Raw genomic sequence first — 13740 nt, forward strand, 5'->3', positions numbered from 1 at the left:
TAGCGCTCCTCAGGTTCGTTACCATTTCAAGAAGGCCTGATAATCCCGAATAAGGTGTGTCGGGTTCGTTACAGGTACGAGAAAAAAACCGAAACGGGAACTGGCCAATAAGGCCGTGTCCGGTTTCGGTTTTTGCGTTGAGGCGTTTCATGCGGAGGCGAGGCGTAACACGTGGTGAAGCGTCAAATACGTGGGCTTCTCATGCGAGGGGCATGCGCCAATGCTCTCTTTACCAGAGGCAATTAGCTAGCCAAAGGCAACGCTTTTGTGACTTGAACCGTAATTGTTTCGGTGCTTGTCACACCGGCTGAATTCACCAGCTCAGCACGGTACGTGTACGTTCCGTTGGCACGACCGGACAGTTCGGTTACCGCGCTTTGCGCAGAAGGCGTTGCTGCATTCAGCGCTTGCGTGTCGATCAACACATCGTTTTCATAGAGACGGTATTCCGTGGCATTGGTTCCCCACCACAGATTCATGGTGACTTTGTAGCTGCCGTCTCCATCCCAATTGTCCTGGGAAAGCACGGCTTTGCCTGGAGCGGCATTGGCTACGGTCACGGTCAGCGTCTGGCTGCGAGTCGTGCCTTTGTCGTTCGTCAACTCAGCAACATACGTGTAAGTACCGTTCGATTTGCCTTGAATTTTCGTTTCGGCAGTTTGAGCCATCGGTGCATTGTAAGTCAGCTTTTGTGTGTCGATCAGCACGCCGTCTTCATACAGCTTGTAGCTGGTTGCATTCTCGCCCCACCACAGGTTCATGCTCACCGTGTACGTGCCTTCAAGCAGTCCGTTGGCATGGCCGTTGTTGTGGGAAAGCACCGGTGTACCCGGTGCCCCCGCTGCTGGAGTCGTTGGTTCCTGTTCTTCTTGCTCAGCCGGAACAAAATCGTCCAGGCTTCTTGGTTTCAACTGGAACACATCTTTGAAAATAGCGGATACGCCAGTGATGGAAATTTTGTCGCCTTCCGCATAAGGGAAGGAGGACTGGCTTACACCAGTGCGCGTATCCACGCGGATGTGCGTGCTTGTGCCGTCTGCAGCTACCGCGTCAAACTCAAAGGAGCCTGCAGGCGCGGCGCTGACGATATTTTGAATCGTCACGTCTTTCAGTTCGAGCAGCTGCCCTTGATTGTCTGCCGTTACCGTTTGAGCCTCTACTGGAGCGGGAATGGAAGCCGTTCCCGTTTTCTCGATGGCAACGATATCGGTCAATTCAAACTCGGTATTATACAGCGTCGATGCCGCAGTAATTTTCACGACATCGCCTGCATGATAACCGCTGGCACTTTGAAAGACGTACAATCCGCCGGTTTCATCCTGCATGTAAAAGGCTTGTCCGCCGAATGCGCCCGGCTCGGTCGTGATTACGCCTTCCACGGTCACCGTGGAGCCGATGGCTTTGGCACGTGCTTCGGCAATGCTGATTGGTGCCGGGATCGGTCCTTCTTCTCCCGGAAGCGGTTCGGCCGGAACGTTGGCGATCGTCACGGCATTCGTGATCAGGTTGCCTCCGTTCAGGCGCAGGCGCAGGTTGGCTGCACCGGAAGTGCCCGGTTTGATGCGCACGTTCAAATCCTTGATGGCACGGCCTTTGCTGTCGGACGTCACGCTGAAGGCCGAGCTGTATCCATAGGAGGTCGGCCAAGTGCCGCTCTCGTTCTGAACCATGGCTACTTGCGTACCGCCAGCCAGGTAGATCCCTGCGCTGAAGCCGGATACGGTCGTATTGGCAGGCATGTTTTCAACGACGACGCGAATTTGGAAGTCTTCTGCGTTAGGCAGCGTATCCTGCTTCACGAAGCTGTATGTGGCGTTTGCGCTGGAGGCAGGTCCGCCGTACGAGCCTGGTTTGAAGGTGGAACGGTCATACCATTTGTATCCTGCAGCAGGTGCGGCCCATGGTTCTGCCTGAGGCTCCGTGGACAGGGCAGGTGTTTCGAACGGCAGCAGTGCCGTAGGGTTGTCCAGTTGCAGGCCGGGAACCTGCGTCAGACTGGTGTAGCTTTCCTGCGTAGCGAGCCAGTTCACCATGTTGACGAGCAGCGCGGCATCGTCCACTTCTTTGAAGCCGTCATACGTTGTTTTGCGTGCGCCTGTTTCTTCACGCAAATATTTCGGAGAAGCATCCTCAACCGGGGAAGAGTCACCGATGAAGCCGGCTTTGCCTGCACCAAGTTTGGATACGGCTACGTAAGGACCTTCTTCAACGCCGCCGCCGTTGTAAACGCCTTGGTCAACCGCATTTGGCCAAGCTGCGTTTGTTTTCGGCAGGTATACGATCCCTTTGGCTTGCGTCGGATCGGTGATCGCAAGCGTGGACCCAGCGTGCATCGCTACTGCAGATACGCCTTCCGTAATGCCGAATGCCTGATCGGCAGGAACGATGTTCGTCGCGTTAAGGTCGCCGAGCGCGTTGTAACGGAAACGGACGCCGAAGTTCTCGGACAGCCAGTCCGTGCTGGTCACGTCTTTCATGGCTTCCGAATTGCTTTCCTCGGCGCTCATGCCTTTGGTTGGATTGCCGAATGCGCCGCGGCGGTAACCGTTAATGGCTTCGGAACCGTCCCAGCGGTTTTTGTTGCGGTCGGCATTGTAATGGTCGCCGATGAAGAAAATGCTGCCGCCGTTTTCGACGTATTGCTTCATGGCTGCCTGTTCCGATGTTTTATATGGAATGTTAGGCTCTGCGACGACGAACACGTTATAATCCTTCAGATCGTCATACGTGATGGGCGTCGTTTTGCGCAGTTCTTTGACATCATAGCCTTCGTTTGCAAGGCCATTGGCAAAATCGGAGAAACCGCCGTCAATAACCCAGTCCGCAGCGCCCGCCGTTTGAGCATGGGTATTGTCGAACAATACCTTTTTACCTGCATTTTCATTGACAACCTTGGCCTGAATGAAAGGAGCCGGGTCGGTCGGACCCTCTGCATGTACCGATGCATTGGCATCCCATAATCCGAATTGAAGCGGCAAAGCCATGGATACGGCCAGAAACGCTTTTACCCCTTTTCCTCTCCAATTTTTCCAGTTAGCCAACCAAAATCCCTCCCAAAAATTAGTGGATTCCACAATCCGTTCATAGTTTAACATCCAAAATCTCACATCGTCATAACAATATGTAAAAACATGGTCATAAATTGTTAAAACAGGTCTTATGAACCACTGAAGGGCCGTCTATGGCGACATGTACACCATTGAAAATAGGAGGGATTATCGCAGAAAACAAAGGAAATTGGAATGAATGAGAGAAATACACGGAATGGGGTGTTTCTTTGGAATTGCATTCCTGTGGTCCAATGGGGGACGTTATCCGTCTGGATTATACGAAAATGAGGAAATATGGGCTGCAAGGGATAGGCGCTTTTTCCTGGTTTCCCGCAGCCTGAATGGAAGACTCGACGCGAAAAATGCTTTTCCGCGATGCAAGATGACGATTTTTGTAAAAATGGACCGCTAGGAGATGATCTTGGCGCGGATCCGGTTGACGGCGTGAAAGACCGAAGATTTGATCATGCCCTCACTCCGGTTTACCAACTGTGCTGTCTCTTTAACCGAGAAACCGTGAATCAGGCGCAATTTCAATATTTCGCGATGCTCCGTGTTGGTGACAAAAGAGACCAGTTCATCGACGCCATCGTCGATTTCAAGCCCGTATGTATCACAATGATAGGTAGGCATATCTAGCTTGCTGTCGCGTCTGTGCGTCCGGGTACGCTTGCGGAAGGTATCCATGGCGAGATTGCGGGCAATTCTTTTTAGATAATAGAGGATTCGATCCTCGGGAACGTCGGCCTTGCTTTGCAGCAGCCGGATGAAACATTCCTGGGCGGCATCCTCCGCATCTTGCGGATGTTTCAAGATGTTGTACAGATACTGAACGATTTCGGATTTATATTGAAGATAGACGTGGCTGATGTCGATTGGATTCATGGGGCGCTCTCCTCTGGTGTATGTTCTTGGCCGTGCCTTGCAGTTGAAATCCATTATATCGGCACCATGTTTCCAAAAAGGACGAGGTTGTATCGGAGTTGTAACATTTGAGCGATGGGGCTGGTCAAGTTTGGGAACTGGCGACAGAATAAAAGAAGAAGCTGGGTGAAAAGGAACGTTTCACCGCAGCATGGTTAGGGTTGAAGCCCGAATCGGGGCAGACGATAAATAGACAGGGAGATTCTGAAAGCATATGAGACCTAAACGGATTTTGATCATTGAAGACGAGGAGGGCATTCGCGACATTTTATCGTATTCGCTGCGCAAGGAAGGTTTCGAGATTCATGAAGCGGCGACCGGCAGAGGCGGACTTTCACAACTGGAACAGCACCAGCCGGACCTGGTATTGCTGGACCTGATGCTGCCGGACATGAGCGGATTCGATATATGCAGGCATTTGTCCGTGACGACCCGGACGCCGGTCATCATGATTACGGCCAAGTCGGACATGCTGGACAAGGTGCTCGGCATGGAGCTTGGGGCAGACGATTATATCACGAAGCCGTTCGACATTCGCGAGGTTGTGGCGCGCATTCGTGCCATTTTCCGCCGCATCGGGCTCATCGGCGAGACGATGGAACAGCCTGTCCGCGAGGCGACGCGCCTTGGCAGGCATATCGAAATTTACCGGGACGAGCGCGAAGTGTGGAAGGACGGCGAACGCGTGCTGCTGACCAACAAGGAGTACGACCTGCTGATGTTTCTTGTGGAACATAACCGCAAGGTGTTTACCCGTTCCGAGCTGCTGGACAAAGTGTGGGGATTCGAATTTGCCGGGGATACCCGCACGGTGGACATCCATGTGCAGCGCATCCGAAAAAAGCTGGATCAAGGCCACGCGGCTGCTTCAATCATCGAAACGGTATTCGGGGTGGGATACAAGCTTGATACCCAGGTGCAGGCATGAGATGGACGATCCAGTTCAAAATGGCAGCCTTGTTTGCCGTGATCGTATTCATCGGATTTGCGGCCCTGCTGCTTGTGTTCAACAAAGTGAGCGAGGACAACATGTACCGCGAGATCGACGAAGATATGGTACAGTTTAAAAAAAACCTGGATATCGCGGTCAATCAATATTTTTTGCTGAAAAATAAACGCATGAACGAAAACGCCATCGAATCCAACGTGGACGACATGGAAAAGCAAATCGGCTTGTCCATCGGGGGTGAGATCGACATCTACCGGGCAGACGGTTCATCGTTCAAATATCCGGCAGGCGATGTTCAGCCGAGCCTCATCTACCGGGCGGATGTGGAGGCGGCGATGAAATCCAACATTGCCTACGGCACCCGGATTAATAAAGGGCATGTCACGGCCAGTTTGTCCGCGCCCTTGATTAGCGAAGACAAGGTGGTCGGCATCATTCGTTTCCAGAAGGATTATTCGAGCCTCTATCGGCGCCATCTACGCTTTCAGGATACGATCAGCGCTTTTGCGATCATAATCTTTGTTTTTGTGTTCTTGGGATCGATTCTGATCTCTCGAAGGATGACGCAGCCGATTCGGGTGCTCACGCAGCATTCGAAGGCGGTGGCGCAAGGCAGCCTCAATCCGGACATCGAGGTGCAGACCCGGGACGAGATCGGCGAGCTGGCCGTCAGCTTCTCCAATATGATTCGGCGGATTCGGCAGCAGATCGATGTTATCGAACGCGAACGCGACGAGGTGAAACAGGTTCAGGAGCGCAGCAAGGTTTTTTTCGATAATGTAACGCATGAATTGAAGACACCGCTCACGACGATTCTGGGATACGCCCAGATTTTGCGGGATAACGGATTTACCGACAAGGCTTTTTTCGAAAAGGGATTGAATTACATCATCAACGAAAGCCGTCGCTTGAACACGATGGTTGTCGACATTTTGGAAACTTCCGTAGCCGCCGCCCCGGGGCAGACGTTCCGGTTCGAGCGGATCAACGTATCGGCCGTTCTGAAGGAAGCCTGCGACGATATGTCGTTCAAGGCGGCCAAGTACAACATGACGGTCAAGTCGGAGCTGGAAGATCCGCTGTATATGCAGGGGGACGGTGACAAATTAAAGGAAGCGTTTCTTAATGTGCTCGATAATTCAATCAAATACGGATACGTAAATTCGATAATTACAGTGAATGCGTTCCGGATCGGCGGCGAAATCGCCATTTTGATCCGCGATCAAGGGGAAGGGGTTCGAGAAGAAGCGCTGGAGCGCATCTTCGAGCCGTTTTATCGTGAGAATGACGTCAACCGGGAAGAAAAGGGCAGTGCGGGTCTCGGCTTGTCCATCGTCAAAAATACGATTGAGCACCATGGAGGGCAGGTCAAGATGACCAGCGTGTTGGGCAGGGGGAGCGAAATGAGAATATTATTGCCGGAGCAGCGCCCATGAACAAAGGGTGGAATTGGTTAAAAGACAAGCGAGACATCGTCCTATTAGCCGGGATGCTGGTTGCGTTCGTAGGCGGGCTGTACGGCATCGGCAGCTTGTTCGGTATCGTGTCGGCCAAACCGAGATTGGTCGTCCTGCCCGAGAGCCGCGTAGGCGGGGCGCTTGCGCTTGCGCCGGAGCCGGATTCGTCCTTTCGGCTGGAGTCGGCGAGCAAACAGCAGAACGATTTCCCGATGTTCGATTTCCGGGTTGCCGAGCAGAATGCCATTTTTTTGAATCGGTTTCGCGCTTCCTATTCGGGCGTCAAGTTGTCGATGTTATACATGGATGACAATCATGTGAAAGATATCGCGACAAACACCGATTTTGGCATGGCCCTTAGCCCGGACGGCACCAAGGTTGTGTACAGCCGCTACGATGAGAGAAACAAGCCTCAACTATACGCATACGACTGGAAAAAGGGAACGCACCGGAAGCTGAAGGATGACCATGCCTACTGGCGCGAATTCATCGGAGACGATGTGTACGTCGCCTATGATGATGATCAATATAAAAAGGTCGACCTTACCACAGGCGATCAGGATTCGATCATTACCCATGATGAATTGTCCTCGCGTGTGTCAAGGCTCGCCGGAAATACGGCTTCGAAAGACGTTTTGACCATGCCGGAAAGCGTTGCGGTCAGCAAAGACCGACGTTTTTTCTATGTTACGGTCCAGTATGGAGAGAACAAAGAGGGTATTTACCGGATGTCGCTGAAAGACGGCGAGCAGGACGAGCTCCTGGCCAAGACCGAGTACATTCAGGAGTTCAGTGTATTGAATAATGGCAGCATCGTTATGTTGGGCGAGGTGAACGGCACGCACGGGTTATATTTGTACAAGCCGGAGAACAAGGAGTTCAAGCTGCTTCACAAAGGGGACATTTACGGATTCGGCATGGATGAAGACAGGTCGAGGATCGCCTATTTGGACGTGCTGGACAATCAGGAAGGGCAGAATGAGCTGCATGTGGCTTATTTGAAAAACGGGGCATTATCCTCGGATACGGTGATCTACCGCAACATTCAGGATTTCTACAAACTGCTCTGGTCCGGGGACAGTCTGTTTGTCGGAGGCAGCTCCATGGACATGAGCGAAATCTATCGTTTTACGTTCCGGGTATGGTAGGGGCAAATGTAGTAGAAGATAGCAATGATGGGGGTTCCCGTCTGAAAGCAAACGAGCTTTCCGGCGGGAACCTTTCAACTTCTTAATGAGAATTGTTTTCAATTATAATATAATGGGTTGTGGATTCAATGCCATGACCAGACACACAAGCGTATGCTTCTGCATCAACATAGAGGAGGTGAAACGTGCAATGCAGGCGAGCCAGCCATTGCTCGTTTGGAGCCATTCGCATATCCATGTTTTGGACATCCGCCACATTGTGCGGGATCAGGGGGAAACGGGCGCGCCGTACCGGCTGCCGGCCAATTGCTTTTTGTATGCAGTGAAGGGAGAAGCGACGATCCATCTCGGCGATGTGCGCCGGCAAGTCGAACGCTTCCTTATATTGCACGGTACCAAAGGGAGTATTTTGGTGATAGACCGGGTGGAAACCTGCTTCGAATATTACCTGATCTTTTACGGGGCAACCTTGCCGGAACTGCTGAAGCAGCGGTTGCTGCCAGGCAAGGATCGGCAAGGCGCTTATTATCAAAGCTACAGCGTAGCGCCGGTATCCTCGTCCGTATTGCTGCATCAGGTGCAGGAGATGAGGGCTGCCTGGGAAAACCAGTCCCGGGACAAGCTTCAGCGGATTCGCGTCAAATCGCTCATGTACCAGTTCGTGTACGAGGTTCTGCAGCAGGCCAATACCAGCGGTGCGCTGCTTGTTCACGACGATCTGGTATCCCGGGCCATCCAGTACATGCATGCCAATTATACCCGTCACATCACGCTGGAGGAGCTGGCTGCGAAGCTGTATTGCAGCACGCGCCACTTCTCCCGGATTTTCAAGAACGAGACCGGAAAAAGCCCGATCGAATACATCATTCATCTGCGGATTGCGAGATCGAAGGAGCTGCTGGTCGGCACGGATGCGACGCTTCAGGAAATCGCCGAAAGCATCGGCCAGCCTGACAGTTATTATTTCAGCAAAATGTTCAAAAAACACGTTGGCGTATCCCCTCTGCGCTATCGAACCGAACATAGATATAGCCCCACTTGTCCATATTTGCCATCCGGGATGGCACGATATGACATGGGAGATCCTTTTTTGGCGCAGTACAGTATTGATAAGGATTATCATTCTTATTTAGATGCTAAAGAGGGGGCTTCATCCATGTTCCGCAACAAAAAGTGGGCAGCAACGATGCTGCTTTGTTTTACAGTAGCGCTCAGCGCTTGCTCGACGGGAAATAGTGGTTCGGGCGGAGCGGCCGGGAATGCGGCAGACAACCAAAGCGGGTCCGTCACCCAGCAAACGGCAACAACGCAATCCGCATCAGGGGACACGGCGGCATCCCAGCCTTATCAAGCTTCCATTGAAACCAAATTTGGCAAGGTGGATATTACGGCCGAGCCGAAGCGTATCGTAGCACTGGGGTGGGGAGATGCGGAAACGGCTCTCAGCCTTGGCGTGGAACCGATCGGTGCCAGCGACTGGGTGGCCTTCGGTGGCGACGGCGTAGGGCCTTGGCTGGAGGGCAGTTACCATACAGCACCAACGATCATTGGAACGTTGGAGCCGGACTATGAGCTGATCGCGAGCCTGGAGCCGGATTTGATCCTTGACGTGAAATCGTCCGGGGATGAGGAGCGCTACAAACGTTTGTCCGAGATCGCGCCTACCCTCGGCATTCCGGAAGGAGGGGACCGTTACAAAACATCCTCCGAAGACCAGCTGCGCATGATTGCCAAGGCGCTCAACAAGGTGGATGAAGGCGAAGCGCTGCTGGCCCAGGTCAATGACGCATTTGCGAAAGCGGCGAGCGATCATCCCGAATTTGCCGGCAAAACGGCAGTGGTCGGGTCCTATCAATCCAGCGGGTTCGGGGCGTATGTTACGGGCAGCACGCGCATCGACTTCATGAAACGTCTCGGCTTCGTGACGAAACAGGAGATCGAAGAGACGGAAAGCGCCAACTTTGCGATCAAAGTGGCAGATGAACGCCTCGAGATGCTGGATGCGGACCTGACGGTCATTGTACCGATCGGTGTGGAGCCAAATGCGGTCACCGAGCAACCGCTGTTTCAGAAGATTCCTTCCGTAGCGGATGGCCGGGGATTGGTGCTGGATCGCGAAACATCGCGCGCATTCTCGACGGGAAGCATTCCTGCCTTGCTCTGGACCGTGGAACATCTTGTTCCGCAGCTCGCAGACGCGTTGAACGGGAAGGAGTAATCCATTGATGGCATCATCCAGTCGTTCCATGAAAAAAGGCAGGCCGGAGGAAGCCAGACACGCGCAAAACACGAAAGCGGCAGTGACAAGGACGGCAGGGCTGCTCGCCCTGCTGATCCTGCTCGCGGGCGGCGTGGTGATCAGCCTCATGGTTGGCGCCAAGCCGCTTTCTGCTGTTACCGTATGGGCAGCGTTGACCGCTCCTGACGGAAGTTACGATCATACAGCCATACTGGAGGCACGGGTGCCGCGCACGGTGCTCGCCTTGGCGGTGGGGAGCGCGCTGGGCTTGTCCGGTGCGCTTATTCAAGCTTTTACGCGGAATCCGCTCGCCGATCCGGGCATATTGGGCGTCAACGCCGGGGCAGCGTTCGCCGTTGCGGCTGGAATAGGCCTGTTCTCGGTGACGAGTATGACGGGATACATGTGGTTTGCCTTTGCGGGAGCGCTGCTGGCTACGATGGCTGTGTATGTGATCAGCGGCGGCGCAGGGAGAGTCTCGCCAACGCCGGTGCAGATTACGCTGGCAGGCGTGGCGATCGGGGCGGCGTTAAGCGGGATCACGACCGTGTTTCGCATGCTGAACAGCGAGGCGTTTTCCCAGATGCTGCAATGGAGCGTCGGTTCTCTGGCGAGAAGAAGCCTGAGCGATCTTTGGCCCGTGTTGCCGTTCATGATCGTTGGCGTGCTGCTTGCCCTCGCCGTATCGCCGGCGCTTAATGCCGTGGCTCTTGGAGACGAAAGGGCTGCGTCAATGGGCGTGCACATTCAGCGGACCCGGATCATCTGCCTGATCGCGGTTACCCTTCTGGCTGGCGGAGCCACCGCCGTCGCCGGACCGGTCGGGTTCCTCGGACTGATGGTACCGCACTGCGTGCGCTGGTTCGTCGGTCCGGACCAACGGTGGATTTTCCTCTATTCGCTGGTGGCGGCACCGCTTCTGCTGCTTGTGTCGGATGTCCTTGGCCGGGTCGTTATGCCGCCTGCCGAAATTCCGGTAGGCATCATTACGGCATTTCTCGGCGCACCGATCCTGATTCTGTTGATTCGAAGAAAAAAAGCAAGCGGCCTGTAGACCAGACCAATGCCATTAAGTTCGACTTATCTTCATGACATTGTCTATAAACGGGTTGGCATGATAAAGGGGATGAGACGATTGCGACCTGTTCAAGCCGGTCGCCGCGAGTGGGCAGTGACTTGGCCGATCAAGATCAGGCTGGGGGTCAAGGCGCTGCTGGCTACCCTGGCGATGCTCGGCATCGTCATCGCGCTCGGCGTTCTTTCGCTGATGGTGGGCACGATGCCGGTAAGCGTGGCAGATGTGTTTCGGGCCATAATGGGCCATGCCGAGGGTATGGTGCGGACCGTTGTGGTGGAGTGGAGGCTGCCCAGAGCCGTTGCCGCCATGGTGTTTGGCGCAGCGCTCGGAGCGAGCGGGGCGATCTTCCAGTCGCTGACCAAAAATCCGCTCGGATCGCCAGACATCATCGGGTTCAGCTCCGGTTCTTATACGGGGGCGCTGCTGGTGCTGCTGGGCACGGGAACCGTATCCTTTGCGGCTGTAGCTTCAGGAGCGATTCTGGGCGGAATCGGCACGGCCGTGATCGTGTATGCATTGGCTTTTCGCGGGGGCTCCAAGGGATTTCGCCTGATCATTGTCGGGATCGGCATATCCGCCATGCTGGGCAGCTTCAACTCCATGCTGCTTCTGCGCAGCGACCCGGATGCGGCGTTTGCGGCCGCGGCGTGGGGCGTCGGTTCATTGAACGGCGTTAGTTGGGAGCAGGTGCTGCCTGCATCGGTTGTGGCGGTTGTGCTTCTTTTGGGTGCGATGTTACAGACAAGGCCTTTGCGAGAAATGGAGCTGGGGGACGATACGGCCAAAGCGCATGGCGTTGCGGTGGAAAAAAGCCGTTTTCTGCTCATTGCCACGGCTGTGGCCTTGACGGCCGTGCCGACGGCAGTGATGGGCCCGGTATCCTTCGTTGCGCTGGCTGCGCCGCAGATGGCCAAAAGGCTTGCCGGAGCATCGCACAGCTTGATGCCTGCCGCAGCCATGGGTGCATTGATGATGCTGGGCGCCGATTTTGCGGCGCAGCGGCTGATACGCGGAACGGTGTTTCCGGTCGGCGTTGTAACGTTGTCGCTGGGCGGATTGTATCTGGTGTGGCTGCTGTTCATGCAGGCGAGAAAAAATGGGTCCGGTTCAGGCAAGTAGGTTGGAGAGGAAGGGGACGAATCCGGTAATCATGACAATTTCCGAACATATAAAAACGGGACACGGCGCGGCGGCTGCCTCGCCACTGCGGGCCGAAACGTTAAGTGTCCAATATGACAAACGCACGATCATCGAAAGCCTGTCGGTCACGATCCCGCTGAATTCGTTCACGGTCATCATCGGTCCGAATGCCTGTGGAAAGTCCACGCTGCTGCGGGCGCTGTCCGGCCTGCTGAAGCCGGAGCGCGGGCATGTGATGCTGGACGGGAAGGAGCTTGCGACGTATAAAGCGAAAGAGGTCGCCCGCCGATTGGGGCTGCTGCCCCAGACGGCCATCGCCCCTGACGGCATTGCGGTAGCCGATCTGGTTGCTCGTGGCCGATATCCGCACCAGAGCATTTTCAGGCAGTGGACGGAAGCAGATGAACAGATTGTTGCAGGGGCCATGGAAGCTACGGGCACGAGCAGCCTGGCTGGGCGGCTGGTGGACGAACTCTCCGGCGGCCAGCGCCAGCGAGTATGGGTCGCGATGGCCTTGGCGCAGCAAACGCCATTGCTGCTGCTGGACGAACCGACGACGTTTCTGGACATCGCGCATCAGATCGAGCTGATGGAACTGTTCACGGAGCTGAACGCGGACGGGCATACGCTGGTGGCGGTGCTGCATGATTTGAATCATGCGGCCAGATACGCCACACATCTCATCGCCATGAAAGACGGCGCCATTGTGGCGCAGGGAGATCCGCGGGACATCGTGACCGAGGCGCTGGTCGAGGAAGTGTTCGATTTACCTTGCAAAGTCATCGAGGATCCGGTGACGGGCACGCCGCTCGTCGTGCCTGTTGGCAAACGTCGGGCGTAATGCAGGACATAGGCTCTGTATGTGGCGTCAAGCGGGAAAAAGCAACCCGATTCACTGAAACGCAACGGCAGTCGCGGTTCTTTTTTTGATACATAACGTTAAGAAGTTGAAGGTTGACCTGTACGTCATGAAAGTGGCGCGGGTCGACCTTTTTTTATGGGTATAGGAAGAGGTGATGACAAGTCTAACGGAAGGGCAAAACGGCTGTGGGCTGTGGGCAAAACGTTGTGGCAAGATGCAAGACGCTGTAGACAAGATGCTGTAGGCCAGATGTTGCTGGCAAGATGCTGTTGAAGACGCTGTAGGCAAGACGTTGTAGACAAAACGCTGTGGATGAAGACGCAGCTTGAAAACCACCATGCCGATTATGGCGTAACGAACCTGACACACGTTATTACGCCTAAATGAGCCCTTTTTTGGCCTGATTTACCCTAAATAAGACGCCGGAAGTTCGTTAGAATTCCATAAGGGCTGAAATTTGCGGAATAAGGTGTCAGAAGTTCGTTAGAGTTCAAGAGTGTAGCACATTGGGGGAGAGCACCCAAGAAGTATCTAAGGAGCACCCTAGAAGCACCCGATGCGACAAACAGTACGAACCAGGAATACCAGCAAGACGCACAAATAAAGAGCACCATCAAAGAACACCACCAAAGAACGCCAACAAGGATCACCTGCACATACTTGGGTTCGCCTAAGGAAAAAGCGTCTCCTTTGCAAGAGGGCCTATCCTCACCGAATCGCATCCTGCCTTAATATCATAGCTTTCAGGCATTATTGCCAAACTTGTAAGAGAGCGGGCCAATAAAAGATTCTCCCTCCAAGATTGCAGAAGGCTACTCTAGTTGTGTAATGGCAACATAGACCCTCCTACCTCAACGCCCCTCCCATGTACGCGTCATCCCCATATGTTACAA

At 54.3% G+C, this 13740-nt stretch carries 9 protein-coding genes; 7 read left to right on the plus strand and 2 right to left on the minus strand.

All coding sequences use genetic code 11. From position 1 onward, the window contains the following. Positions 1–242 precede the first annotated feature (242 nt). Both MKY59_RS04950 and MKY59_RS04955 read right to left on the minus strand, forming a co-directional pair. Positions 243–2984, minus strand: coding sequence for a chitinase N-terminal domain-containing protein (locus MKY59_RS04950; RefSeq protein WP_339278325.1), 2742 nt, complete (start codon positions 2982–2984; stop codon positions 243–245). Between the two features lie 474 nt (positions 2985–3458). After that, positions 3459–3935, minus strand: a complete 477-nt coding sequence (locus tag MKY59_RS04955; RefSeq protein WP_339276332.1) for an RNA polymerase sigma factor — start codon at positions 3933–3935, stop codon at positions 3459–3461. A gap of 253 nt (positions 3936–4188) precedes the next feature. Here MKY59_RS04955 and MKY59_RS04960 point away from each other — a divergent pair, with 253 nt between their 5' ends. From MKY59_RS04960 to MKY59_RS04990, 7 genes are all read left to right on the plus strand, one after another. Next, positions 4189–4902, plus strand: a complete 714-nt coding sequence (locus MKY59_RS04960) for a response regulator transcription factor (protein WP_236420239.1) — start codon at positions 4189–4191, stop codon at positions 4900–4902. Continuing rightward, a complete protein-coding gene (locus MKY59_RS04965) occupies positions 4899–6359 on the plus strand; it encodes a HAMP domain-containing sensor histidine kinase (RefSeq protein ID WP_236420238.1) in 1461 nt (486 codons plus the stop codon). Before MKY59_RS04960 ends, MKY59_RS04965 begins: the two co-directional genes overlap by 4 nt. Beyond that, positions 6356–7528 (plus strand): hypothetical protein, encoded by a 1173-nt coding sequence (locus tag MKY59_RS04970; protein ID WP_339276333.1) that lies wholly within the window; start codon positions 6356–6358, stop codon positions 7526–7528. The genes MKY59_RS04965 and MKY59_RS04970 overlap by 4 nt, the downstream gene beginning before the upstream one ends. Positions 7529–7718: 190 nt before the next feature. Next, positions 7719–9746, plus strand: a complete 2028-nt coding sequence (locus tag MKY59_RS04975) for an AraC family transcriptional regulator (RefSeq protein WP_339276334.1) — start codon at positions 7719–7721, stop codon at positions 9744–9746. A 7-nt stretch (positions 9747–9753) separates the two neighbouring features. Beyond that, the gene (locus MKY59_RS04980; RefSeq protein ID WP_236420235.1) at positions 9754–10821 is read left to right on the plus strand and encodes an iron chelate uptake ABC transporter family permease subunit; all 1068 of its coding nucleotides are present in this window, start codon (positions 9754–9756) and stop codon (positions 10819–10821) included. A gap of 81 nt (positions 10822–10902) precedes the next feature. Continuing rightward, positions 10903–11964, plus strand: coding sequence for an iron chelate uptake ABC transporter family permease subunit (locus tag MKY59_RS04985; protein WP_339276336.1), 1062 nt, complete (start codon positions 10903–10905; stop codon positions 11962–11964). A gap of 31 nt (positions 11965–11995) precedes the next feature. Then, positions 11996–12826: an ABC transporter ATP-binding protein gene (locus MKY59_RS04990; RefSeq protein ID WP_339276338.1), complete on the plus strand. Its 831-nt coding sequence runs from the start codon at positions 11996–11998 to the stop codon at positions 12824–12826. The last annotated feature ends 914 nt before the right edge of the window (positions 12827–13740 follow it).

The sequence above is a fragment of the Paenibacillus sp. FSL W8-0426 genome (genome assembly GCF_037969725.1).
In the GTDB taxonomy this organism is placed as follows: Bacteria; Bacillota; Bacilli; order Paenibacillales; family Paenibacillaceae; genus Paenibacillus; species Paenibacillus hubeiensis.

Coding starts and splice junctions, on each gene's coding strand:
- MKY59_RS04950 (WP_339278325.1), bottom strand. CDS start 2,984: ATGGCTTTGCCGCTTCAATTCGGATTATGGGATGCCAATGCATCGGTA.
- MKY59_RS04955 (WP_339276332.1), bottom strand. CDS start 3,935: ATGAATCCAATCGACATCAGCCACGTCTATCTTCAATATAAATCCGAA.
- MKY59_RS04960 (WP_236420239.1), top strand. CDS start 4,189: ATGAGACCTAAACGGATTTTGATCATTGAAGACGAGGAGGGCATTCGC.
- MKY59_RS04965 (WP_236420238.1), top strand. CDS start 4,899: ATGAGATGGACGATCCAGTTCAAAATGGCAGCCTTGTTTGCCGTGATC.
- MKY59_RS04970 (WP_339276333.1), top strand. CDS start 6,356: ATGAACAAAGGGTGGAATTGGTTAAAAGACAAGCGAGACATCGTCCTA.
- MKY59_RS04975 (WP_339276334.1), top strand. CDS start 7,719: ATGCAGGCGAGCCAGCCATTGCTCGTTTGGAGCCATTCGCATATCCAT.
- MKY59_RS04980 (WP_236420235.1), top strand. CDS start 9,754: ATGGCATCATCCAGTCGTTCCATGAAAAAAGGCAGGCCGGAGGAAGCC.
- MKY59_RS04990 (WP_339276338.1), top strand. CDS start 11,996: ATGACAATTTCCGAACATATAAAAACGGGACACGGCGCGGCGGCTGCC.